Annotated in this window: 21 protein-coding genes; 19 read left to right on the top strand and 2 right to left on the bottom strand. The window is 41.6% G+C overall.

The window, feature by feature from the left end; all coding sequences use genetic code 11:
* Positions 1–229: 229 nt before the first annotated feature.
* The 6 genes from ACSFXJ_RS23225 (at position 230) to ACSFXJ_RS23200 (ending at position 7,643) form a co-directional block, all read left to right on the top strand.
* On the top strand, positions 230–427 hold the full coding sequence (locus ACSFXJ_RS23225; RefSeq protein WP_435922675.1) for a hypothetical protein: 198 nt from the start codon (positions 230–232) through the stop codon (positions 425–427).
* 294 nt (positions 428–721) lie between these two features.
* Positions 722–3,190: an S-layer homology domain-containing protein gene (locus ACSFXJ_RS23220; protein ID WP_435922674.1), complete on the top strand. Its 2,469-nt coding sequence runs from the start codon at positions 722–724 to the stop codon at positions 3,188–3,190.
* A gap of 129 nt (positions 3,191–3,319) precedes the next feature.
* A complete protein-coding gene (gene galU, locus ACSFXJ_RS23215) occupies positions 3,320–4,204 on the top strand; it encodes a UTP--glucose-1-phosphate uridylyltransferase GalU (protein WP_435922673.1) in 885 nt (294 codons plus the stop codon).
* A gap of 125 nt (positions 4,205–4,329) precedes the next feature.
* Positions 4,330–6,711: a hypothetical protein gene (locus ACSFXJ_RS23210; RefSeq protein ID WP_435922672.1), complete on the top strand. Its 2,382-nt coding sequence runs from the start codon at positions 4,330–4,332 to the stop codon at positions 6,709–6,711.
* Positions 6,704–7,210 (top strand): hypothetical protein, encoded by a 507-nt coding sequence (locus tag ACSFXJ_RS23205; protein ID WP_435922671.1) that lies wholly within the window; start codon positions 6,704–6,706, stop codon positions 7,208–7,210. The genes ACSFXJ_RS23210 and ACSFXJ_RS23205 overlap by 8 nt, the downstream gene beginning before the upstream one ends.
* Positions 7,211–7,403: 193 nt before the next feature.
* Positions 7,404–7,643, top strand: coding sequence for a hypothetical protein (locus tag ACSFXJ_RS23200; RefSeq protein ID WP_435922670.1), 240 nt, complete (start codon positions 7,404–7,406; stop codon positions 7,641–7,643).
* 159 nt (positions 7,644–7,802) lie between these two features.
* On the opposite strand, the gene ACSFXJ_RS23195 is transcribed toward ACSFXJ_RS23200, so the two are convergent.
* Positions 7,803–10,259: an O-antigen ligase family protein gene (locus tag ACSFXJ_RS23195; protein ID WP_435922669.1), complete on the bottom strand. Its 2,457-nt coding sequence runs from the start codon at positions 10,257–10,259 to the stop codon at positions 7,803–7,805.
* Positions 10,260–10,421: 162 nt separating this feature from the next.
* Here ACSFXJ_RS23195 and ACSFXJ_RS23190 point away from each other — a divergent pair, with 162 nt between their 5' ends.
* From ACSFXJ_RS23190 to ACSFXJ_RS23130, 13 genes are all read left to right on the top strand, one after another.
* Positions 10,422–11,789, top strand: a complete 1,368-nt coding sequence (locus tag ACSFXJ_RS23190; RefSeq protein ID WP_435922668.1) for an ABC transporter permease — start codon at positions 10,422–10,424, stop codon at positions 11,787–11,789.
* A gap of 22 nt (positions 11,790–11,811) precedes the next feature.
* Entirely contained in the window at positions 11,812–13,035 is a 1,224-nt protein-coding gene (locus tag ACSFXJ_RS23185; protein WP_435922667.1) for an ABC transporter ATP-binding protein, read from the top strand.
* On the top strand, positions 13,032–14,645 hold the full coding sequence (locus tag ACSFXJ_RS23180) for a methyltransferase domain-containing protein (RefSeq protein WP_435922666.1): 1,614 nt from the start codon (positions 13,032–13,034) through the stop codon (positions 14,643–14,645). The genes ACSFXJ_RS23185 and ACSFXJ_RS23180 overlap by 4 nt, the downstream gene beginning before the upstream one ends.
* Positions 14,646–14,683: 38 nt before the next feature.
* Positions 14,684–16,945 (top strand): glycosyltransferase family 2 protein, encoded by a 2,262-nt coding sequence (locus tag ACSFXJ_RS23175; protein ID WP_435922665.1) that lies wholly within the window; start codon positions 14,684–14,686, stop codon positions 16,943–16,945.
* Between the two features lie 456 nt (positions 16,946–17,401).
* Entirely contained in the window at positions 17,402–19,192 is a 1,791-nt protein-coding gene (locus ACSFXJ_RS23170; RefSeq protein WP_435922664.1) for a DUF2142 domain-containing protein, read from the top strand.
* A 21-nt stretch (positions 19,193–19,213) separates the two neighbouring features.
* Complete coding sequence (locus tag ACSFXJ_RS23165) at positions 19,214–19,927, top strand: glycosyltransferase family 2 protein (protein ID WP_435925838.1); 714 nt, start codon at positions 19,214–19,216, stop codon at positions 19,925–19,927.
* Positions 19,924–20,319, top strand: a complete 396-nt coding sequence (locus tag ACSFXJ_RS23160) for a DUF2304 domain-containing protein (protein ID WP_435922663.1) — start codon at positions 19,924–19,926, stop codon at positions 20,317–20,319. The genes ACSFXJ_RS23165 and ACSFXJ_RS23160 overlap by 4 nt, the downstream gene beginning before the upstream one ends.
* Complete coding sequence (locus tag ACSFXJ_RS23155; RefSeq protein ID WP_435922662.1) at positions 20,249–20,695, top strand: GtrA family protein; 447 nt, start codon at positions 20,249–20,251, stop codon at positions 20,693–20,695. The genes ACSFXJ_RS23160 and ACSFXJ_RS23155 overlap by 71 nt, the downstream gene beginning before the upstream one ends.
* 255 nt (positions 20,696–20,950) lie before the next feature.
* On the top strand, positions 20,951–21,694 hold the full coding sequence (locus tag ACSFXJ_RS23150) for a sugar phosphate nucleotidyltransferase (RefSeq protein WP_435922661.1): 744 nt from the start codon (positions 20,951–20,953) through the stop codon (positions 21,692–21,694).
* A 28-nt stretch (positions 21,695–21,722) separates the two neighbouring features.
* Complete coding sequence (rfbC, locus tag ACSFXJ_RS23145) at positions 21,723–22,289, top strand: dTDP-4-dehydrorhamnose 3,5-epimerase (RefSeq protein WP_435922660.1); 567 nt, start codon at positions 21,723–21,725, stop codon at positions 22,287–22,289.
* A complete protein-coding gene (gene rfbB, locus ACSFXJ_RS23140) occupies positions 22,286–23,311 on the top strand; it encodes a dTDP-glucose 4,6-dehydratase (RefSeq protein ID WP_435922659.1) in 1,026 nt (341 codons plus the stop codon). Before rfbC ends, rfbB begins: the two co-directional genes overlap by 4 nt.
* Positions 23,308–24,177 (top strand): dTDP-4-dehydrorhamnose reductase, encoded by an 870-nt coding sequence (gene rfbD, locus ACSFXJ_RS23135; RefSeq protein ID WP_435922658.1) that lies wholly within the window; start codon positions 23,308–23,310, stop codon positions 24,175–24,177. The genes rfbB and rfbD overlap by 4 nt, the downstream gene beginning before the upstream one ends.
* Positions 24,178–24,297: 120 nt before the next feature.
* Positions 24,298–25,257: a glycosyltransferase family 2 protein gene (locus ACSFXJ_RS23130; protein ID WP_435922657.1), complete on the top strand. Its 960-nt coding sequence runs from the start codon at positions 24,298–24,300 to the stop codon at positions 25,255–25,257.
* A 61-nt stretch (positions 25,258–25,318) separates the two neighbouring features.
* Here the strand turns inward: ACSFXJ_RS23130 and ACSFXJ_RS23125 are convergent, their stop codons facing one another.
* Positions 25,319–25,963: a lytic polysaccharide monooxygenase gene (locus ACSFXJ_RS23125; protein ID WP_435922656.1), complete on the bottom strand. Its 645-nt coding sequence runs from the start codon at positions 25,961–25,963 to the stop codon at positions 25,319–25,321.
* Positions 25,964–26,274: the final 311 nt, after the last annotated feature.

The raw sequence follows: 26,274 nt of genomic DNA, 5'->3' as shown, positions 1-26,274 counted from the left end.
ATGTTTTATTGTTACTCCTGGAAGGACATCTGTTTGCATTGCGAGTACACGCTTGTAACCTGCGCCGTTAAGGCGTATTTTAGCTATGGATAATTTGTGAAAAGGTTTAAAAAAGATGTGATAAACCATATTTATCACTCAGTAAACTTTCCTTGATATGGTATAATGAAAGCGTAAACAAAGTTGATGCTTCATGCGGAAAAGTCCATTATCCAGGAGGGTGAAAGTGATGTTTGAAGGATTCCTCGAAATGCAAACGGTGGTCACCAAAGTTCATGGACGGCTGGAGATCGGCGGCGATCAGGAGTACCGGAAAATCGAATACGGAACCGAACGCCATCTCCATACTCCGGAACCCGGTAGCCGGAACCGCTGCGAGGAAGCGCCTCAGCCACTACTGTCGCGGTTTAAATTCTGGGTGCATTGATCCAACTACGGTCAGACGACGAAACATAAGGTTTGCCTATTTCCGATAGACCGCTTCTTGCAGGCATGGACTGCGAGGGGCGGCTTTTTTTATCCTCGAGCGACCACCCCCCACAATTTACCATGACAAAAATTGCTTTTCCCCTATCAAATCAGGAAAGAACTGTTTTTTCAAAAATGTAAAAATAATGTAGAATTATAGCGAAATTTGTCCTAGTGCAACAAGACTATAAAACTGGCGGAGAGGCGGCCTGAGGGACCAAAGGCCTCTGAGAGACGGGAGAGGGGACAAGAGATGAAGAAGAAGTGGATGAATTTGATGCTATCTTCCCTGGTATTGGGAGGAGCGCTATGGTCCGGGGCAGGGATCGGCAGTACATATGCGGCGGCGGAACCGCAAAGTCCCGCGAACAATGGAATCGCGGCCTTTACCGATATGCCGGGACATTGGGCGGATGACGCTGTAGCCAAGTGGCAGGCCCGGGGGATTGTTCAAGGATCGGGTAACGGCAAGTTTGAACCGAACCGTGAATTGACCCGGAGCGAATGGGTTGCGTTGGTTAACCGGACGTTTCAGCTCCAGAAGCAGGGGGACGCTGCATTCTCCGATGTAAAAAGCGGCGATTGGTTTGCGGATGATGTGCTGGCCGCACAAGCATCCGGCTATATCCAGGGGTTCGAGGACGGCTCCTTCAAACCGGGCGCTCCTTTAACCCGGGAGCAGGCTGCCGTTACGCTCACCAAGCTGTTGAAGCTCCAAGTCGAGGATCAAGCAGCTGAAGCGTTCAAAGACGAAGCAGCGCTTGGAGGTTGGAGCAAGCAAAGCGTGTATGCGGCCGTGAATCAAGGGATCATCAAAGGATATGAGGACCACACTTTCCGTCCGGATACGGCGCTGACCCGCGCCGAAGCGGTCACGCTGTTGGATCGGGCTGCACAGGTTAACGGTTCCTGGTACGGTGAAGCTGGAGTATACGGTCCGGAAATCGCGGAACAGCTTGACAAGCAGCCAGGGAACGTCATCGTCAATGCCGCTGGCGTCACGCTGCGCAACATGGATATTGCCGGTGACCTCATCATCGGAAAAGGCGTAGGCGAAGGAGACGTGACGCTCTCCAATGTGACGGTACATGGCAACACTTACGTCTATGGCGGCGGAGAACACAGTATTCATCTCGAAAATTCCGTACTGGTCAATATTATCGTCAACAAACAGGACGGAAGCGTCCGCTTGGTGGCGAAGGGAAGCACAGCGATTCAAGAAGTCGTCGTTCAGACGGGAGCGAACCTGGAGACGGAAAAAGGCGTTCATGTCAGCAAGGTATCTCTCTCCAAGGAATTGCCGGCCAATTCCCAAATCCGTCTGGCCGGGTATTTTGATACCGTAAACGTGGAGGCTTACAGCCTCGCTATCGATATTCCGGAAGGCGCCATCGGGGAAATGAACGTCGCTCCGGATGCGAATGGGGTTGCGGTCGATACCGGAGAAAAAGCGACGATCGAGTCGATTATTCTGAATGCTGTCGCCAAAATTACGGGGCTAGGCACGATTCAAAATGCTACGGTCAATGCAGCGGGAAGCTCTTTTGACAAGGCGCCGGCGCAGGTTAAAGTCGGTGAGCAGGTAGCGGGCGATGCCGCAATCACGATCGGCGGCAAGGAAATGAAGGCGGAGGAAGCAGCGAAGCAAACAAGCACGACTTCGGCATCCTCAGGTACGCCAAGCAGTGGTACGCCGGGCGGCGGAAGCTCCTCGGGGTCGGGCGGCAGCAATTCCGGCAGTACCGGCGGAGGCGGCAGTAGCGGCAACAACGGCGGTAACGTTCCGTCCGATCCATCCGGGCGGCCAAGTTTGAGTTTGGAAAGGGAAGCCGTTTCCGTCGGTGAAGCGGTTTACTTTACAAGCAGCCAGAACGGGACGGCATATCTTGCAAGCGCGGATATCGCCTATTATCAACTGCCGACGTTGCAGCTTGCAGTAGAAAGCGGCGAGGCCCTGAAACTCGAAGTGCAAGCAGGAAAGCGGAGTTATTTTGATACCACTTTGTTAAATAATGTAGGTTTCCCGCGCAACTACGAATTCAACATCGCCGTTTACAACGGTAGCGGAAGTTATGGCGCGGAAGAGCTTGTCATTCTGGATGAGAGCGAAAGCTTGACGGAGAACCCGGTGCTGACCCATTACGGAACGGATCCGGAATATTTTTCGATGGATTATAACCGGCTCCTTCAGTTGGCTCCCGGCCAAACGACTGAAGCAATCGTCGAGCTAGCCTTGAACGGAACGGATACCTTCGAGCCGTTTACAGCTTCCTTAGGTACGGTAGAGGTAAGAAATAACCGGGTCATCATTCGTCCGGCTCAGTCCCGTCTAGGAAAAGACTTTAAATTCCGCCTGCTCGCCGGCTCAGTGGTCACCTCCGACGGTCAGAGCAATGTGGAGTACGGAACGGGACCGATCGATTCATTTGTTAAAATCACGCTCTTGTCCCATGGCGGCGGATATTCCGCTACCGTTAAAGCGGGAGAAGAAATCCAATTTTCCGTGGAAGATGCGGCAACTATTTACCTGATCCCTAGTATGTTATCCGGATCGCAGGATACCTTCGATAAGAAGGTCGACGAAGGCTTCGGGAAAAAGGTTGAAATCACGGAGGCTCAGATAGGGCAGCCTGTCACGATCTCAACGGCGGATTTGTCGCCGGGCGATTATTCCCTGCATGTATGGGGCGGACATTCGATAAGCGTTAAATTGACGGAGTAGCATCGTAGGTAGGAGTAGAAGACAGATGAGCGGCTAAAAAGCATTGCTCGTCTGTCTCTTTTTTTGCCTAGGCTGTGTTATAATAACCCCATTATGAAGCTCGAAAACGTGGAAAGGAAGAACTTATCCATGAAAATCCGTAAAGCGATTATACCTGCCGCCGGTCTAGGGACCCGCTTTCTTCCAGCCACGAAGGCCATGCCCAAGGAAATGCTGCCGATCGTGGACAAGCCGACGATCCAGTATATTGTGGAGGAGGCCGTTGCTTCCGGCATCGAGGACATCATTATCGTTACAGGGAAAGGAAAGCGTGCAATCGAGGATCATTTTGACAGCTCTTTTGAACTTGAACAAAATTTATCCGAAAAAGGCAAATGGGAGCTGCTGAACGAGGTTCGCAGATCATCCGAGATGGCGGACATCCATTACATCCGGCAAAAAGAGCCGAAGGGTCTGGGCCATGCAATTTGGTGTGCCCGGAAATTTATCGGCAATGAGCCATTCGCTGTCTTGCTGGGTGATGATATTGTGGAATCCGAAGTACCGTGCCTGAAGCAGATGATCGACGTGTACAACTTTCAAAAGGCTTCTATCGTAGGCGTCCAACCTGTTCCGAGGGAGGAAGTGTCCCGTTATGGGATCGTGGAAGGGAATGAGATCGGGGAGCGTACATACCAGGCTATCCAGCTAGTTGAGAAACCGCCTGCCGATAAAGCGCCGTCCAATCTGGCCATCATGGGCAGATACATTCTTACGCCGGCGATTTTTGATATCCTTGATGAACAGCACGAGGGCGTGAACGGAGAAATCCAACTCACCGATGCCATCTCCAGACTCAAGGAAACGGAGCGGATCGTCGCTTACCATTTTGAGGGACACCGGCATGACGTCGGGGAGAAGCGTGGGTTCATCGAGACAACCATTCACTACGCATTGCAAAGGCCGGAACTCCGGGAAGACTTGTTGAATTATATGGCGAATATACTGAAAGATCATAAAATCGGTCTCTCCTGATGGAGAAGCCGATTTTTTAGTATGGAAGTCCGTGGAAACCTGTACTAAATTCCTATTTTAACCAATGGAATATTTATGTAAAATAGTTCAAATTGGGTGTGGTTTACAAGTAGGGAGGTATTTGGTTGCAAAAAACGGACACCGGGAAAATCGAGCAATTGTCTCATAACCTCAATCGTTTCAGGCAGTCGATGGAGTACTCCGTGACCGGCCTCGCCAAAGAGCTAAGCCGCTTGATCAGCAATGTGGAGTCATCCTATCCCGAGCCTGCTGTTCGGGAAGCCGTGCGGCATGTGACCATGCAGCTTGGTGAAATCATGAAATTGGCGGAGCATGTGGATGACCGACTTCGAGACAAGGTGAGTGCGCTTAATTTTGCTGCAGGTCAGTACTTGCAGACGGAGCAGAAAATTTTGACGCTCGCTCAAGCAAAAAAGGAACCCGTTTTCAAATGGAAAACATCCGCTACGGATTGGATGAGTCGTTTCAACAACAACTTGTGGAATAACGTCACCGAAGATCCAGGTTCTCAGCTGTCCCCGCTTCAAATCTTGAAGGGCGTATTGTTGGAAGCCAAGGACATCACTCTGGAAAGCCGCTTGTCATCGGTGAAAGAAGATGAGCGAATAGCGTCCTTGCTGCAAATGCTGGATTACGGTTCTCCTGAAGCCCAGCAGTGGTCAAGGGAGGAATTGGAGAAGATCGCCCGCGCTTTCGAAGGTATTGCCCGAAGTCAGTCGGCTTACCGGATTTACGACATCTACAATAACGATAAGTACAAGGAATACATACATAATTTAGCTAACCGACAGAGGGATATACTGGCCGATTTAGGCGTATCTGAGGAGTGGTTTAAGGAAGGACTGAGCTTGTCCGCTTTTTACAAAGGCTCTCCTCTAGACGCCTGCGAGTATAATCCGCTAAAAACGGACTTCTCCCGTATGCCTGAAGAGAGCGAGCTAAGGTTCATGATCGCGGTCGGATTGTTCAACCCGACGTATCTTCTTTGGGCGATATCAAGCTACGATCAAATTGAAGCGGCCGTCCGTAAGGCGGCGGAGCAGCGCAAGCAATTGGAGAAACTGCTGGACGAATACAACCGATCGGCGTCTACCGAAGATATTCGGAAAATGCAGCAATATTTGAAAGATATGAATTTGTACCAGGGCGAGGTCACGGGAACATATAACCAGGAGTTCCTGGTTGCTGTTGCGGGGTATCAGCATATCGCAAATTCGGTAAGTTCCGTTGCGGCGGTCCGGCGGGACCTGTTTAAATTGGATGCATACCAATTCGAAGTGGACGGAAAGATTACAAAGGAATTGCTGGATTTGGCAGCTGCAGAAAGAGGACTAGGGATTAAAAACAACCCGGATCTGAAAACCGGAGGACTTATAACCTCCATTACCCTGGTAGGCGTAGGCGATGGCGTCGTCAGCCAGCTTTGGGACGATACCCGGGACTTGGTGGAGTTGGTGAACGGCGCCAACCCGGCGTCCATCAAATTCTGGACAGAAACCATCCCGGCATATTACGATTTTGGCAAGGCGGTTACAAACGGCGATATTACCTTTGATGAAGTCAAAAACATTATCGGTGAGGCCGCTGCCGCGGAATTTGTCGTTCCCTTCCAGGAAATCGAAAAACTTTCCGGTAAAGTATTCAGCGGTAAAGCTACTTACGAGGAGAGTCAACGATACGGGCGGGCGCTGGCCAAAGCGGTTCAAGTCGTCTCTCTCGTCACCGCGGCCGCCAAGGCCGGAGCTAAAGTATCAGCAAAAGCTTCCAAGCAAATTAGCGAAGCCATGTCCAAACTGGGCGATGAGTTGACTACCCCATCCGTTCTGACCACACCTGAAGGAGTTAAGGTGCCTGTTACAGGAACCCAGAACGGCGGCGATTTGGTTGTCCCGAGGACCCCGGCGCAGGAGAATTTTCTTAGGTTTCAGCGGGAGGGGGAGGTTGGGGGGACGGGACAAGCTCCTAAAAGATTTGGGGAGCCTCCTGTTAAAGTAAAACTGAAAATTGATGTAGCGACAGAAAAAAAGGCAGAAATGATAAGGGCAAATGGATTGGATAATATAGAGGAATTTGCTAAAAACACAGGCCTTAGTATTGAAGAATCTAAAAATCTAAAATCCCATATGTTTTTAAATGAATATGAATTGTGTCATTATGATCAACAAGGGCTTTATTATTATAAATCAAGACTCACCCCTGACTCAGAAGTTGTATATGCATTTACTAAAGCGCAAACTGGAGAATTAACTCCTCAAGGTAAGGAATGGTTCAAACAGCTAGCAGCACATGAATTAGCTGAAAAAAAACTAATGGAGGGTGGCCTAAGCTACCGACATCCCGACTCATGGGATGGAACGAAATTTACGAATGTTCCACCTGGCGCTCATGACTTGGCACCTAAGCAACCCGATTTTGGCTCATTCCCAGGGTATGAGGAAAATGTCGCTAAGTTTTATAATCTTAAATGGAGTGAACTGTATGATTGATTTCTTGGAAAAGGCAATAACACGTATCTCAAAAATTTCTTGGGGTACTTCTGAAACAAAAAAGAAATCCAGCGAACTTTTAATAGCCGAGTATTTGAGGAGAAGCTCACTGTTTTTGGAGGGGTACTCCATTGATTCGGGACCTTTCTTTAGTCCTGCAAAAGTGTTGGGTTCTAATCTGGATTTAGAGGATATTATCACTAGTATTTTTTCTGAAACAGGTAAACCAAATCTATTATGTAAAACAATATGTTTACGTTATCTTGAATGGGTCTCTTTAGTTGGGGAAGGAAAAATAATTAATGGTGAATATCAAGATATTTATGAGCCATTGATTAAGTATTTTGAAAGGGGGGGGACTCTTAGACTTGATCAGGGTATCTATTTGGACTATGGTTTCGGTGCATTTCCTATAGATAATTGGCGTGAACGATATTCAAAATTACATGCTGTTGATATTTCAGACGAAAATTTAGATAGCGTTGATAAAAGAGAGTAAATGAAATGTCAATTTTTATGTTTACAATCCTAACAATACGATCGTACAATACCACCAGCAATACCACAATGCAAGCTAGCCACTCGTGTTGTGGTATTTTTTTATCCTCTGATATGAATGCTGGTAGATGAAATAGATTCCACCCAGTGTCGAAAGATGTGTCAAACGGCAGTGAATGAAGGGATAGGTTAAAGTGGCATCTTTTCAATGCAAATGTGGATATGTACTATCAAATAGTCAAGCACCAGATGATGTAACTATTTGGGCTTATACGGATCGTGAGTGGGATGAGATTACAACTGGAATTACAGAAATTAAGGATTTACCTAACCCAAGAAACAGTGTATGGCGTTGTCCAAATTGTGAAACCATTTATGTATTCGATGAACAAAACAAATTGAAAAAAAGATATATTCTTGATTCGGAATTGTAGTTGTTTGCTCGCCGCTATAGGGCACAATTAAGTCGGACCAATGAAAACAAGTTAACCTATTTTCCAGATACGCCTGTTAAGTTGGAGTTGTAACTATTTTGGGTTAGTCGAAAGAAAAAAATCGGCCTCTCCTGACTGAGAAGCCGATTTTATTTAGGATTAGAATGTCAAATCCGCAAGCTGATCAATCGATGCTTTTTCGTTCGGATCAATTTGAATCAGTTGATCATAAACCGCCTGATCGGCTTGGCCTGCTTTCTGTAAGGCTGCCAAATACCAACGGGCGATCTCCCGGTTGGTCGGATCATTTAGATCCGGGCCGAGTCCTTGTTTGAAAATAGCTGCAGCCTCAGCAGGCTTGTTCAACATAAACTGCATTTTTCCAGCATGAAGCGCCATCGGTTGAGTCACCGCAAACGGGTTCCCTTGCAATTGCCCCTCAGGAAGCGTCTTTAAATGTTCTACACCGCGAACGACATGGTCGTAAGCTTGCAGGCCAGTGAAGAAGTACTTCTCCATCTGTTCCTTTGCTCCGCTGCCAAGCGATTCGTAACCGATGTCGTACGATTGAACAATCAGCTTCTCGTACCAGTTTTGGTCGTACGCGTAACGGTCGGCGTTATCCTTCAAGACATCGTAAGCCTTTTCCCGTTCTCCTTTGAGCTGATACAGTGCAATGAGCTGGTTGTATATATTTTTGTTATACGCATCTTTCTTGGCTGCATCCGTCAATAGCTTCAGATTTTCATTATAGAAGCTTTCGTTTTGAGTTTGTTCATATGCGGCTCTGAGCAGAACGTTATAGTTCAGAATCGCATCCGGTTGAGTACTGCGTTTATCCAATGCCTTAACAAACGGAGCCTGAATGACTTGGAAGTCACCGCTGGTAGCCATGGCTTCTTGCCCCTCAAGTGCTGCATTGTTGGCCTGAATATAACGGATTGCCGTAAAAATCAATACCAGAGAACCGATCACCGCGACCGCGCTGTATAGAAGCCGGAAGCCGGATGCCTTCATAGCGAACCGTTTGACCGGCTGATCCTCCATCGCTGCGGCCATACCGCCAAGACCCAGGAATACGAGGAGGCCGATAAACACGTAACTCATGTTAAAATCCATCAAACTATGGATCAGAATCGAAAGTACGATAATGAAATAGATAAAATACGAATTGCGCTTCTCCTCATCGGAACGGATAAACCCGCGAATATACTTGTAAAAAATAAATCCAAGGAAAGCGACGAGAACAAGGAAGCCAAGAATCCCGACTTCAACCAGATATTGCATGATAAAACTGTGTGCCTGACGGCTGGTGTAAGGGTTGTTTTGATACTTTTCGTAAAAAGCAGCCCATGCTCCTCCGCCTGCACCAAATACCGGATAATCCTTGAGAACCTTCACGGCATCTTTGTAGAATGTCAGACGTTCGAGCACACTGTGCTGCTGCATATTGATATTTTCCAGGCGCGCACCGATGTTCCCCGGCAGGACGTGCTTGAGATTCGTTCCCAACAGGAGCACTACCAGGATGATGACGACAACTACCGAAACGAGCGGCAGCCAAAGGTTAGCCAGTTTCTTGGCCGCCCAGCCTTCGGTACGGCGTTCCAGCCATGGGGCAACAAAACGTTGGATCAACACCGCGAGCAAGGCGAGAACAATGGAGGCTCCGAGCACATAGCCCCAACCCTTGGCGGGATCTCCGATTTGGCCGAGATGGAATTGCTGTCCCAGATTGGTAACCGGCTTCGCAATGGCCAGCGTCGCTACACCGGAAATGAGGCAGTATACAATCCATAAAATTTGTTTTGCAGGTTTGATAAACAACAACAAGATGATGAAGACTACAGGCAGGAACACAAGCCCGCCGCGCGATAAAGTCAGCAGAATCGACAAAATCATCGGAACAAGCATGAAAGCATGGATCGCCTGACTGTACCATTTTGTCGAACGTGTAATCGCAAATATCGCTACAAACAGGAATGCCATCAAAAATGCCGCATACGTATTCGGATACTGGAACACGGAAGCCAAACGCGGACCATTGGAGTCAATCCAGACGGCTTGATTATACTGTCCGTTAATAACGGTTTTGGTAAACCAGCCGACGACGGCGGAAGCGGTCTTGCCTTGGCCCAGCCAGTTCAACAGACCGAACATGACAACGATATAAGCCACCGTGATCACAGAAGTTTCAATAATCTTATTCGCTTGCCGGTTTTGAAGCAGATACAGCCCGATAACAAACAGGATTGCATAGAGGCACTGAATCAAAACGGCATTTGTCGCAAAATACTGGCTAGCCGCAGAAATCAAGCCGAGTAAATAGGTAACTGGAATTAACAGTACCCAGACGGCCAGCCAGTCCCGCTGGTCTTCAAGCTTTATTCGCTTAAAGAATGCCGCCACCCAGGCAAGCATCAATATCGAAACTACTAATACCGCCCAATAGATAGGCTTCTCGAAATTCATCACAAGACCATTAAACAATCCGGCCTGGAATGGTGCCCATACCAGAAACAAAATCAATCCTACGACTAACACCCACAACGCCGTCGGGAAATTTTCCCTCGTCCTCGACGCTGTGGCTTTTTTCCCGTATACTGGATTCGACACGTTTTTATCTCCTTTGCGTTTGATACGTGAATTATTTTAGCATAGGTTCTATGAATAAGCATAATCCAACTTGCTATCTATAACTTATTATCTATATTAAAACTTTCTGTACTGAATAATAATTATTCAACCATAGCTTTTATTGATAGGGGTACGTAAAAAATGAAGTTTAAAAAAATCGCTTATATTTTACTTGGGCTAGTATTTTTGGTTCTATATTTTAATATGTTTTCTCAATATCAAAAAAGTGAATCGAATCTCGCTTTTGAATTCCAGCTGAAATCTGACCATCCAGATGAATATCAGCTTTTTTATGTTACAAAAGAAGATCAGGACTGGGCGGAGGAATATTCTCTACACAAACCTTACGATCAGCCGGGAACATGGCAGAAAATTAAATTCAAAATACCCGATAATGTATATTCACTTAGATTAGATTTAGGAAATCAGAAAGCAAAGATCGATATTAAAAATGTAAGCTTAGTGGGAAGTTCTAAGGTAAACATTTCCTTGGGTGAAGTTACTAAACAAAAGCAACATGTTGAATTATTGAATCACGGGGAAAAGCAGCCGTTAGAGATACAGGCAATTGATGTTGACCCTTACCTAGTGTTAGATATTGAGTTGTATCGTGACATAGCAATGAGCAGAATGAGCAATTTTAGCATATTACTTGTCTCTTTTTTGAGTGTGCTAGCTACTATTATGAGCTTATATATTATTAAGTCTATAAAGAATATATATATATATTTAAAAGAGATATGTAAAGGCAGAAAGTTAATTGTTAGTTTAGCGAAAAATGATTTTAAAACGAAGTATGCATCTTCATATTTGGGTATCGTATGGGGCTTTATACAACCGTTACTTACTATTGTAACTTACTGGTTTGTTTTTCAGGTAGGGTTGCGAAGCGGTAGTGTCGCTGATGTTCCGTTTATACTCTGGTTTATCGTTGCGATTATTCCCTGGTTTTTCTTTTCGGAAGGACTATCAAGCGCAACGAATGTATATGCAGAGTATAGTTATCTAGTAAAAAAGGTTGTCTTCAAGATTGAGCTATTACCCATTGTTAAGATCGCATCTGCATTGTTCGTACATCTATTTTTTATTGTGTTTATATTTATTATTTACTCTGTCTATGGATACTATCCTAGTATTTTTAATTTGCAGCTACTTTATTATTTGGTTTGTACTATTGTCCTTACCTTATCAATCTCAGTAATTACATCTGCTATTGTGCTCTTCTTTAAGGATTTGAATCAAATTATAATTATTGTTTTGCAAATTGGCTTTTGGTTTACGCCTATTGGATGGTCATACACTATGATCTCGGATTCGTGGAGTTTAACTTTTAAATTGAACCCAATGTTCTATATTATAGAAGGGTATAGGGATACATTTATTGGTAACGTTCCTTTCTGGAACCATCCGTACTATACATTCTATTTTTGGATGTTCTGCTTAGCGGCACTTGTTATAGGAGTCAATAGTTTTAAAAAGTTAAAGCCTCATTTTGCTGATGTAATATAAGAGGTAAAAGGTGGAGTAAAGTTTGGAAGATATAATTGAAATTCATAATGTGGTTAAAACTTACAAATTATATGAAAAACCAATAGATAGGCTTAAAGAAGCACTTTCTCCAACCCATAAAGTATATCATAAAGATTTTATAGCACTTGATGGCATTTCCTTTAGTATTAAAAAAGGTGATGCGCTTGGAATTCTAGGGAAAAATGGGTCCGGAAAGTCTACTTTATTAAAACTGATAACAGGTGTCCTATCTCCTACTAGCGGGACGATTCAAGTTAATGGGAAAATATCTGCTATTTTGGAATTAGGCGCAGGGTTTAATGCGGAATATACCGGAAAAGAAAATATTTATTTAAATGGTCTTATGATGGGACTTTCTCGTGCAGAAATCGAAGAGAAAATGGACGATATTATTAATTTTGCCGATATTGGAGATTTTATCGAGCAACCGGTTAAAATTTACTCCAGTGGTATGTTTGCTAGACTTGCTTTTGCCGTATCTATTAATGTTGAACCGGATATACTGATTGTAGATGAAGCACTTGCGGTGGGGGATGTGAGATTTCAAACAAAATGTATCGATAAAATGAAGGAATTAAAAAATAATGGTACAACGATTCTTTTCGTATCCCATGCAACGGAACAGGTAAAGAGATTTTGCAATAAAGCCATATGGCTTAAGGACGGTGAAATACAAGCAATTGGAGAATCATCCGAAGTTGCAGATTTGTATGAAGACTTCATGAAGTATAACTCCGAGCAAAAGTTGAATGAAGAGCATCATAATGCCATAGGGGATCCGAGTATCGTACAGCCGGTGGATATTGTTAAACCAGAGAATCCTGATATTTTAACAACAGTTACCTCCGTTCAACTTAACAAATCAAACTACCAGACCTTTGATGAACTTGAAGTTGAGATTGAATATGAAGTGTATGAGGATATTATTGATGATTTATTATTAGGGGTTGCAATTTATACACCGGATCGGGAATATATATTTGGACCCAATACACATTTGGAGAAGATTGATATTCCGAATAAGTTTGGAAGGCATCGAGTAAAATATATTATTCCTAGGATGCCTTTGCTCAGTGGAACGTATTGTATTGATGTCGGTTTGTTTAATAATGAGGGGATTGTGTGTCTGCACTACAGAGAAAACGTTGTAGATTTTAATATAACGAATAAGTACTTTTCTGAAGGTATTGTATATATGACGCATAGATGGGAAGTGTTAAAATGAACCGTATCCCTTTTGATCAATTTCAGAGGTATAATAATGTACAGAAAATTATAAATGATTTGAGAATTCGAGACGAAAAATTAAAGATATTAGAGGTTGGTGCAAACGAGCATCAGAATTTGGAAAAGTTTCTTCCTACGGATGTTATCACATATTTGGATATAAACCTTCCAGAAGAATTACGGACTAATCCTAAATATATCCTTGGTGATGCAACACAAATGGAGTTTGAAGATAACACATATGATATTGTTGTAGCATTAGATGTGTTTGAACATATTCCTGCAGATAAGAGAAAAAAATTCATAGATGAGTTAAGCAGAGTCAGCTCGCGATATTTTGTTATTACAGCACCATTTTCTTCTGACCAAGTCAAAGAGGCTGAACATAGATTAGAGACACTATACTTCAATCTATTTAAGGAAAGATTTATTTGGCTTGAGGAGCATGCAACTAACGGCCTTCCTGATTTATCGGAAATTGAGGAGTACTTAACTCTAAATCAGAGGAAATTCAAAGTAATTCCCCATGGAAGTATTGATATATGGGAAAAAATTATGGGGATACATTTCTTTGCAGCCAAGAACCCTGAGTTAATTAATTATAGGGAAGAGATTGATTTGTATTATAACTCCCATATATTTGACTATGACTATACTGATAATTCCTATAGGAAAATAATAATTGGTTCTGAAAACCTGGAATTAGATTTAGATATGGTGGAAAGTAAAATAAATACAGGTATTCCAGAATCCTTAATAAATAAATTAGAAGAACTGGAACGGGGATTTTTTGAACTTCTGACATACAAAAACATGGAGTCTACGAAACAAATTCTTATTCAAAATAAATTTGATTTAAGTAATCAATTATCCAATATTACTGAAAAAGAACAAAGAACCTCCGATTGGGTTCAGATTTATATTGACACGGGGAGTGGTTATTCTGAGGAGAATAGCCTCAAGGTTAAGATGTGTGATCATAATAGCTCAAACTATTTGTTTAATTTAACCTCTTTTGGCGATATTGCATCTGTGAGAATTGATCCATCTAGGTATTCAGGTGTTTTTAGAGTAAGAAATATAAAAGTTGACGGAACAATATCTAAAGCTAATATACAGGGGAATTACGTTTTAGAGTTGAATAATGAAATATATGCCTTTGATAAGGATGACCCCTGTATTCTTATTAACTTTGATAACAAGGAAAAGATATCATGCTTTGAATTTGAGAGCGAACGGATAAACGATGTACTGCTAGTTAATGAGCTAAAAAGCTTGCGTAAGAATTATTATAGTATTTTAGAAGAAGTAAATAAAACCAAAGAACTTAACGACAGCTTGAAGCAAGAAATTAATGAGATGAATAATTGTTTATATGAAATGAAAAGTCAGGAAGCGGAATTAAGAAATCAAATCAAGGATAAAGATTCATTTCTGTTAATGCAAGAAAACGATATTCAAATATTAAAGGAAAAACTAACTCGAGAAGAAGAAAGAAATCAGTATTTATCTATGAAAGAAAAGCAACTAGGTGAAGAGCTATTAAATATAAAAACTTCGAAATCATGGAGGATTATAAACAAAGTAAAATCGATAATCAATAGATAGGCTTTTACAAAGTAATTATTAGAAAAGAGGGATTTAGTTTGTCAGCTAGAAATGTTTGGAGAAAAATAAAAACAACTATAGCGGGGATATTAAATTTAACTTCTAATCTCGAGTTAGACGCTATTTCCGACTTGAAAAACGAAAATGGAAGGTGGATTTCATTAGGTTCGGACCCCGCCTTTTTATTAAAAGGAAATTTCTATAATGGTTGGAATGAGATAAGCTGGTATTCCGAATCAGACGAATATATACCTTTGAAATTATATTGGGATAATGGAAGCGGCTTTTCCGAAAATAATAGTTTCGTTTTTGATTCTATCTCTAAAGGTATTGATGATCATAAAACAATCCTATATATTCCAGAGGATGCACTCAGACTAAGGCTTGATCCAGGAGAGAAGAAAACGGATTTTGTTTTCAGAAATCTTAAGTTTAAAAAAATCACAAAACTCAATATTTTATTCGGTGCATTAATTACATTTAATAGACAACGCGGATCGATTAAAGGTTTGATTAAAAAAAGTGTTCTTACAATTAAAGAAGAAGGGATAAAATCTCTTTGGTTAAAGGTAAAGAAAGTAAGGGGAATCAATAATAGTGATCTTATCGATAATTATTCGCTGTGGATTGCAAAGAATACTTTAAATGACCAACAAAGGTCAGAAATTTCTCGGCAGGCGATGAACTTCAGTTATAAACCACTAATTTCTGTTATACTGCCTGTTTACAATGTAGATGAAAAATGGCTAAGAAAGTGTATTGATTCGGTCAGAAATCAATTATATTCAAACTGGGAGTTGTGCATTTCTGATGATGCTTCTACGAAAGAGCATATTGCACGAGTATTAAATGAATACATGAATCTTGACCAAAGGATAAAGGTTGTTTTCAGGGAGAAAAATGGTCATATTTCTGAATCCTCAAATTCTTGCCTGGAAATTGCAAAAGGAGAGTTTATCGCATTATTAGATCATGATGATGAAATGACAGAAGATGCTTTATATGAAGTTGTGAAGCTACTAAATAGTCATCCTGAGGCTGATATGATCTACAGTGATGAGGACAAAATTGGTGTCGACGGGGTTAGACACTCTCCTTTCTTTAAACCAGATTGGTCTCCGGACTTGCATTTTACCCATATGTACACTTGTCACTTAGGGATATATAGAAAGTCGCTGGTGGATAAAGTCGGACGTTTCCGTAAAGGTGTAGAAGGTAGCCAAGACTTTGATTTAGCGTTAAGGATAACAGAAGAAACAAAACATATATTCCACATCCCTAAGGTGTTGTATCATTGGAGAACAATTCCTGAGTCTACGGCATCAGGGTCTGGAGCGAAAAATTATACCCATTATGCCGGGTTAACAGCTATGAAGGATGCAGTTAAGAGAAGAGGAATTGACGGTTGGATTGAAGAACTGGACGGATATGCAAATTTTTATAGGGTTCATTATAATCCTGTGGGAAATCCTCTGGTTAGTATAATAATACCAACTAAAGACAATTCAAGTTTATTGTCGAAATGTTTAATCTCTTTGGTTGAAGTTAGCAAATATCAAAATTATGAAGTAATTGTAGTAAATAATGGAAGCGTGGAAAAGGAGACCTTTCATCTTTTCGATTATTGGAGCAACAAATTGAATGAAAGATTTAAAGTGATTCATATTGATTCTCCATTTAATTACTCAGCTTTAAACAATGAAGCAGTCAAGCATTCTAATGGAGATCTTCTTCTATTTCTTAATAATGATATTGAGGTGATAGAGGAAAATTGGCTTGACGATATGATTGGCGCAGCTCAGAGAAAAGAGATCGGGGCCGTAGGCGCATATTTGATGTATCCTGATAAAACAGTACAACATTCGGGTTTAACATTGGGTTTGGGGGTCCAGAGAGCCGCTGGAGATGGACACCACAATCGTCCTATTCATGATCCTGGTTATTTTGGAGCTCTTATTTCTGTTAAAAATGTATCCGCAGTCACAGCAGCATGTCTTATGGTGAGAAAAGGTGTATTTGAAGAAGCAGGAGGCTTTGATGAGCAACTTTCTGTTGCTTATAACGATGTGGATCTTTGTCTTTCTATTAGAAAACAAGGTTATCTAAATATTTGGCTCCCATATGTGAAGTTGATACATCATGAATCAAAATCAAGAGGTTATGACAATACTAGTGAAAAATTGGATAGACTCAACAAGGAAGCACATCTTCTTAAAGAAAAGTGGGGAGAGATACTTACTAACGATATTTACTATAATCCTAATCTCTCACTTGATAGTGGGTATGCGATTAAGATTTAGGTAGTACAAAGAAAATATCAATGGAAAGTTTACTATTTTCGAATGGTAAAAGCATTTGAGAAGAAATACAATTGATTAACCGAGAATTGTGTTCTGAAAAAGGGATCATTACAAGTTGTAAGTGAAATTTGAATGATATTCTCGCGGTTTTCCCAAAGGATGATCTCTGTTCAGCTTGGAATCAAATGCTTCATCTGAGTTTTTAAAACCGGGTTGAAATGAAATGAACGTGACGATTACTACGTGCGAATTACCATGGTTTTTGGTAAATCCCTTTTATTAGGGGCGGGAACCTTAGTTTCTCGTTGAAAGGTAATGTGTCCTCATTTGTTTTCAAGAGCGAAAATGTTCTATCTAACCAAACACTACCATATTTAGGTGATATTTTCCAAGAATATAGTAATTTAATTATTTACCTAATTCTTAATCAAACATACAAGGGGTTACGAAAAGCTCATGATAAAAAGGTTGAAAATAGAACATACGTTTTTATTTATATCATTAATCTTTGGAGTGTTATGGACTTTTATTCTACCTCCATTTCAATCTCCAGATGAAACTGTACACTTTTTTCGGGCGTATATAACATCTAACGGTGATCTTCAGTGCGTTAACAACAATGGATCCAATGCGGGAGGGTATCTCCCGACTAGTATGGGTGAATTTTTAAATAAACTTAAAGCAGAAAATATTAGTTTTCATCCAGAAAAAAAACAAAATTTAGGCACTTTGAAGGATTCTTTAGAATATTTTCCGAACAAGGAAAAAGAATTTATCGAGTTTCCAGGAAGTTGTGCATATAGTCCGGTGCCATATATACCACAGTCGATTGGTATTTTACTTGCTAAATTAGTGGGAATGCCGTGGTTGGTAACTTTGTATGCAGGAAGAATCTTTAACCTTATGGCATACATAGTCATTTCTTATTTTGCAATTAAGTTGTCTCCAGTCCTAAAGAGAGCTTTGTTCTTATTATTGTTAATGCCCATGAGTCTACATCAAGCGGGATCATTAAGTGCTGATGCCTTAACAATCTCAATATGTTTATTTTACGTGGCGTATATTTTGTATCTCAGGTATAAAGAAGGGGCTATTAATAAAAAAGAGAATACTTTGTTAGTGGTATTATCGGCTTTGCTAGGTTTGTTAAAAATCACATATTTCCCCTTGGCACTTCTATTCTTACTTTTACCAAAAACTAAATATAAGACAACAAAGACATATTATTTGTATCTCATTATAGTAGTGATTAGTAGTTTTATATTTGCTGGTTTCTGGATGTTGTTGACAAGAAAAATTAATTTGGTTTTTCCTGTTGATCCTGTGGAACAGTTGAAGATTATTCTGAACGCTCCATTCGATTATTTCATACTACTAATAAAGAGTTTCTTCTATAATAATAGTTTATATACACAATTTTTTGGTGTGTTTGGATGGTTAGATACTCCGTTACCAGTAGTATTTAGTTACGTTTTTTATGCAATATTACTTCTAGTAATTATCTTAGACTCCATTAAAGATAAATTAGAAGTATCTGCTGTTAATATACGAATTGGCATTTACCTACTAGTATTGTTTATAGGATGCGTGTTTATTATTGAGTCAGCGTTGTTTTTGAACTGGCCACAACCCAGTCAAGATTTTATTAACGGTGTTCAAGGAAGATATTTCATCCCAATAATAATGCTGTTTATAGTATCAATATATTTTTTATATCCACTTATTAGAAAGTATTCTAGATTGGTTATCGTTATCTTTATAAGTTGTATTTTGTTGTCTAGTAGTTACTGTCTTATTCAAAGATATTATTATTTTGGGCCAGAATATAATCTTCTAGAAACCTATGAAAACAAACATATTGTCGATGGTATACAGAGTGATACATCCTTTGAGCAGAGTTTTACTTCGGATAAAAATAATCTTAAAGGTGTAAATATTTATTTTTCTACTTATCAAAGAGAGATTAACACAGATTATGTGTTCTTCTTGTTGGATCATAACAAAGAAATTGTGCGCAGAATTCCTTTAGATGTAAAAAGTATTAATGATAATCAATTTTTCCCTATTGAATTTAAGCCAGTAGAAAACTCAAAAGGCAAACAGTATTACTTTACTGTTAAAGCCGAAGGTGAAGTTGAAAATCCTATGACTATTCAAATTGCTGACAAAAATATATATCATGATGGTGTACTGGTGCTTAATAATGAAACCAGAGACGATGACCTTGTTTTTAGATTGATATACTAAAAAGGATGGATTAGGAGATTGATGATGAGAATTTTGGTCATTATCCCTGCTTTTAATGAAGAAGGCAATTTAGGGACGCTAATTGAAAAGTTTCGAGATATTAATGTTGATATACTTGTAATCAATGATTGTTCGTCGGATCGAACGGCTGAGGTATGCGAAAGATATGGCATAAAGCACATTGATTTGCCGTGTAATTTGGGGATTGGAGGAGCAGTACAAACAGGATATAAATACGCGGCTAATAACAATTACGACATAGCCATTCAAATTGATGGAGATGGGCAACATAATCCACATTATATTAATGAGTTAATAGACCCTATAATAAATGAACAAGCGGATATGGTTATTGGTTCAAGATATATTGCTAAAGAGGGATTTCAATCTAGCTTTATTCGAAGAGTAGGGATTAAACATTTTACACGACTTATTAAATTATTGCTAAAACAAAATATTACTGATCCTACCTCAGGCTTCCGTGCATGCAATAGAAGAGTGATACAATTTTTCTCGGAAAAATATCCTACAGATTATCCAGAACCAGAAACAATAGTAACATTGTTAAGGAATGAACTGAAAGTAGTTGAGGTTCCGGTTATTATGAATAGTAGGGAAAATGGTGTTTCTTCAATAAATAAGATAAAAGCTGTTTATTATATGATAAAAGTCTCTTTAGCTATATTGATTGACTACTTTAGGGAAAACAATAAGGAGATCTTTCAAAAAATATGATTCCGATCAATTTGCAAGTGTTACTGATTGTTATTATTATGGGATTGTTATATTTTCTTGTTAATAATATCAGGAAATATAAATTAGAATTGAAATATGCATTGCTTTGGATCATTATGATTGTAGTAACTCTTATACTCGCTATTTATCCTAGGTTACTATATTACATTTCTAATAATATATTTATTGAAACACCAGTTAATGCTCTTTACTTAGTTTCTTTTATTATCGTATTTATCATACTTTATAATTTCACCGTTGTTATTTCTAAATTAACGAATCAGACTAAGCGATTAACCCAAGAAATTGGATTACTTAAAAATGAAATTAAACAGAGGGATGAAAAAAATCAGAAACTTATTGAACATAATCAAGAAGGAGTCGACATTTAGTAAATTTATTAAGTATGGTTTAGTTGGAGTGCTAGGAACTTTAACACACACTTTGGTATTAACATTGTGTGTTGAATTTTTTGCATGTCCAGCCGTATTGGGAACTATTATTGGCTTTATTTTTTCATTGATTGTGTCCTTTAAGTTAAACACTAGCTGGACTTTTTCCAATGTTGCAGGTAGTAATTTGAATTTTGTTAAGTATGCTTTAACTTGTTCTATGGGATTGCTGATCAATGTAGTCATAATGTATGTTATAGTGGATATCTTCAAAATGTGGTACTTATTAGCCCAGTTTTCTTCAATTATTATAGTTCCTATATTTAACTTTACTCTGACTAAGAAATGGGTATTTAAAGACGTGAAAAAGATATAAAGAAGTATGTCATGAGGGGATTGCTTTGAAAGAGGACGGGGATTACACTATCCTCCTACATTTCCACAAAATCAAATAAAATACTTTACAGAACCCATTGGCAAAGTTATCATGCTCAGGCACTTGTTGTATTGGAATATTGAACCATCCCAATGGGCAACCGACTTACTGAAGAAGACGCAATCAATTGGCTGCAATGCTGGAGCAGCCTTCATGTAAAATGAATTCAAATTTGATTGATAAGGAGATATTAATATGAAGGGCATAATTCTAGCAGGTGGTACAGGTTCACGTCTCTATCCTTTGACCAAAGTAACGAATAAGCATCTATTGCCAGTAGGCAAGTATCCAATGATTTTTCATAGTGTGTTTAAGCTCAAACAGGCAGGTATTAAAGATATTCTTATCGTTACGGGTAAAGAGCACATGGGAGATGTAGTCAATCTCTTGGGTAGCGGTCGAGAGATGGGAGTGATGTTTACTTATAAAGTACAGGATGAGGCCGGTGGGATTGCCCAAGCTCTTGATTTAGCGGAGCACTTTGTTGGTGATGACCAAATGGTCGTTATCTTAGGAGATAACGTTTTTGCTGATGATATAACTCCGTATGTATCCAATTTCCAAAAACAAGAGAATGGAGCAAAAATATTAATTCAAAAGGTTCCTGATCCTAAGCGGTTTGGTGTACCGGAATTAGATGGAAATCGGATTGTTTCTATTGAAGAGAAGCCACAACAGCCGAAGTCCAATTATGCAGTTACAGGGATATATATGTTTGATCATAAGGTGTTTGAAATTGTTAAGACACTAAAGCCATCAGCACGCGGTGAATTAGAGATCACTGATGTAAATAATGCATATATTAAGAATGGTCAACTGACCTTTGATATACTTCAAGGTTGGTGGACGGATGCGGGTACACATGCTTCTTTGGCTCGTGCTAATGAAATGGCTAAAGACATAGTGTTTGGTGAAGAGTTTGGCAAACTCAAACTATAATCTACATTGAGAGTGAGGGTATTGGATTATGAAATTAACTCCTCTGAAATTGGAAGGTGCAGCTATTCTTGAACCGGTGGTTCATGGGGACCACCGGGGTTTTTTTATGGAAAGTTATAATGAGGAATTACTCCATAAACTCGGTATTCACTATAATTTTATTCAAGACAATCAATCCTTGTCCGCTGAACCGGGTGTCTTACGTGGATTGCACTACCAATTAAATCCGAAGGCTCAGACTAAGCTAGTCCGGGTATTAACCGGGGCAATCTATGACGTTATCTTGGACATCCGACGCAACTCCCCTACCTTCGGTCAATGGGTTGGGGTGATCCTGAGTGAATACAACAAGCGTCAACTGCTGGTGCCTAAAGGCTTTGCTCACGGCTTCTGCACATTAGTGCCGAATACTCAGGTACTCTATAAAGTAGATGAATACTACTCCCCGGAACATGATCGGGGAATACAATGGAATGACCCGGCTTTGAATATTGATTGGCCGGTAAATGAGCCGTTGCTTTCGGATAAGGATCGGAAGCATCCGACATTGGCGGAAGCAGAAATGAACTTTGACTGGGAGGACACACATTCATGAAATTACTCGTCACCGGCGGTGCCGGGTTTATCGGCAGTAACTTTGTATTATATATGCTTCAACAGCATCCGGATTACCAAATTATTAATGTGGACGCGCTGACCTACGCCGGGAACCTTGAAAACCTGAAATCGATCGAAAGCAATCCGAATCACACGTTCGTAAAGGCGGACATTAGGGACGCAAAAGCAATCGATGATTTGATCGGTCAGGGAGTTGACGTGGTCGTCAACTTTGCTGCCGAGTCCCATGTGGACCGCAGTATCCTTGAACCTGATATTTTTGTAAAGACAAATGTGCTCGGAACTCAGGTTTTGTTGGACGCTGCACGAAAGTATAACATCAAAAAGTTTGTTCAAGTTTCTACAGATGAAGTATACGGCACACTCGGGGAAACCGGCCTGTTCACGGAAGAGACGCCACTGGCACCGAACAGCCCATACTCAGCAAGTAAAGCAGGCGGGGACCTGTTGGTCCGGGCCTACCATGAAACATTCGGCCTGCCTGTCAACATTACCCGCTGCTCGAATAACTATGGCCCGTATCAATTTCCGGAAAAATTAATTCCATTAATGATCTCCAAAGCATTGGCCGATGAGCAGCTCCCTGTGTACGGTGACGGATTGAATATTCGCGACTGGCTATACGTCGAGGATCATTGCAGTGCGATTGACCTTGTAATCCATCAGGGACAAAATGGTGAGGTCTACAATATCGGTGGAAACAATGAACGTACCAATATGCAGATTGTCAAAACGATTTTGCATGAACTCGGAAAGCCGGAAACCCTTATTACCCATGTTAAGGACCGCCCGGGCCATGACCGCCGTTACGGAATCGATCCGACCAAGACGATGACCGAGCTTGGCTGGAAGCCGAAGCATTCCTTTGAGACCGGGATTAAAGAGACGATTCAATGGTATTTGGACAACAAAGACTGGTGGACTCGAATTCAATCAGGGGTTTATCAAGAGTATTATGCAAAGCAATATGGCGAACGGCTGGGTGATCAAAAGGGATGAAAGTGTTGGTGACCGGGGCAGCCGGACAGTTGGGGACGGATGTGGTGTCTCTTTTTCGGGAGACAGGACATACGGTAATTGCCTGTGATCGGGATACGTTGGATATCACGGATCAATCTGCTTGTTTAACGACATTAAACGAATATAAACCGGATGCGGTTATCCACTGTGCTGCTTTTACGGCAGTTGACCTGGCAGAACAAGAGGTGGACGCAGCGTATAAGGTTAATGCCGTGGGAACACGAAACATGGTGCTTGCCAGCGAACGAGTCGGGGCTAAGTTTTGTTACATCAGCACCGATTACGTCTTTGACGGTTCCTCAGAGGACCCTTATCACGAATACGACAATACCAACCCGCAGACGATTTACGGGAAATCGAAGCGCGCAGGCGAGATTATGGTTCAAAGCTTGTCTTCTTCATATTTTATTGTAAGGACCTCCTGGGTGTATGGCTTGCATGGCAAAAACTTTGTTAAAACCATGCTGCGCCTTGCCGAGGAAAGACCGGAAATCAAAGTGGTGAACGATCAGCATGGATCTCCTACCTATACCGTTGATTTGGCAAAGTTCCTTTTGGAATTAGTCGTGACGGAAAAATACGGAATCTACCACGCTTCCAATACCCAAGCATGCACCTGGTATGAGTTTGCTGAAGCGATTTTTGCAGAGGCTCAGTCCATTACGGGGAGGAGTTATTCGGTAAATGTCCGTCCATGCACGACCGAAGAATTCCCTTTACCTGCGCCTCGGCCCCGCAATTCAAGGATGGAGCATTTATCGATCCGGACGAACGGATTTACGGATTTGAGACCCTGGCGGGAGGGACTTCGGGATTTTTTGATGGAGTACCTATTTGAAAAATAAATGGATTCACTTTATGGAGATGCTAATACTTGTTTGATATAATAAGGGCAGTTTAGGGCACTGTTGAATAATGGTGCTCTTTTCTTTGGAATCAAGTAGCCATGCAAAGGATGTTTGCCCATGTCTCCAACGGTTAGCGTTCAGATCGTTACCTATAACAGCGCCAAAGATATAGAGGCGTGTCTTGAAGCTGTTTGTTTACAGAGTTATCAAGTTAAAGAAATTATCGTTGTGGATAATGCTTCATCCGATGATACATTAGAACGAGTGCGTTCCTATCGCGCAAGGACTAAAGCCGTAATCTGTCTGATTGAAAACCAGGCGAATACCGGGTTTGCTCCGGCTCACAATCAAGCCATAAGGGAGTCTGATTCCGATTATGTTTTAGTGCTGAATCCTGATGTCATTCTGGATTCCCGATATATTCAGTTATTGGTCGAAGTCATGGAATTAAACCGTGAGATTGGGAGTGCAACAGGGAAGCTTGTCTTTCAAAGTGCCCCTGAAGTCATTGACAGTACCGGTCTGGTCATGAATCGGATTTGGAGAGCCTTCGATAGGGGGGCGGGCGAACCGGTGCACCAATGGAACCAATCCGCTGAGGTATTTGGCGTATCGGGCGCAGCGGCTATGTACTCTAGAAGAATGATCGATAATATTTCGCTTCAAGGCGAGTTTTTTGACGAGGATTTTTTTGCGTATAAAGAAGATGTGGATGTCGCCTGGAGAGCGGGACTGTTGGGGTGGAAGGCGTATTATTGCGCTGAGGCTGTCGGCTTTCACAAACGAGGCTGGAAGAAGGGCGGCAGAAGCTCGATCCCCTTGTTCGTCCGCAAGCATTCATTCATCAACCGTTATAAAATGATATATAAAAATTTGACTGGATGGCGGTGGTTGAAAAGCTTGCCGCAGTTCTTGGCATATGAGATTGCTGTTCACGGCTTTATGTTATTGAAAGAACCGAAGGTGCTGGCCGCCTGGTTGGATTATTGGAGGAAGCTGCCTGAACTGCGGGTGAAGCGGGCGGAACTTCGTGAAAAAATGAAACAGCATGAGGTAGAATACTACGAATCGAAATAAATTGTAGAGGGATCGGTTGCAGCCGATCCCTTGTTTCTGCCAACGCAATAATTAATACGTCTCACTCCGGCGGTGTCTCCCCGATCAGTCTCCACGGACCCCATTGTCCGGTAGTCCCCGGTTCCTGTCCTTGGGTCCACCACAAAGCTTCCCAGAACAGTCCGTTATGGAAAACAACTTCGCCTTCATTGTAAATGCGGATCGAGTTCCAGATCAGGTACTCCCCAAAACGATTCGGATCCCCAGGGAATCCCGGCTCGGGAACCTCGGGTGCCGATGGGTTCCGGCTCAGGTTCGCATCAATAACTTGATAGAATGCATTTGGCGTGTCGGCAATATCCCATACCGCGACGATGACATAGTATCCTTCGCGGTCATTCGGAATGGAGCACTCATGGTATACATCGTTCGGCGGGATGGCGCCGTCATCGATGTATCTGCAGAACAGCTCCAAATCTTCCCGTTTTAACGGGGAGTTAGGGTCCCAGCCTTTTCTCGTAATATAGTAATCCCAGGTGTTCGTGCTGTGGTTGGCCACGATCTTCCAATGGAAGGTATAATCCCCGCCTTGCAAATCGACTTTCGTCCAGCGCGTCTGGCTCTGCTCGTCCAATTCGAAGAACTTTCCGCCGCTGGCGATTTGTCCGTCAGGGACGCCGAATTCGGGAAAGTCTCCCCGCCCCTCTACGCTAAATGGCTCGTACATGACTCTCCCACAATTGACGTTTTCGCCCGTTGCGCACAATTCCGCCCGGCTGCCCTCAACGCTCCCATGAGCGGAAGCGCTTTCAGATAGAAGCAAAGAACATGCCATCATGATCAATACAGTGCCTGCACCTACGAGAAATGTCCTCATCCTTGAACTTGTCCGTTGAATTGTCCCTTGAACTCCCATTGGTGATCCTCCTTTGATTATAAAATTGAAAATACCTCATGCTCCGACAATGCATCCTTCATGACACTTTCGCAGCGTTTTTTTTCGGACGGACATGCCACCTCCTTCATTTGTGCCATATT

The organism is Paenibacillus salivarius, assembly GCF_051307165.1.
In the GTDB taxonomy this organism is placed as follows: Bacteria; Bacillota; Bacilli; order Paenibacillales; family Paenibacillaceae; genus Fontibacillus.
The sequence above is the reverse complement of the archived record's forward strand: the minus strand, read 5'-3'. Positions and strand labels throughout refer to the sequence as shown.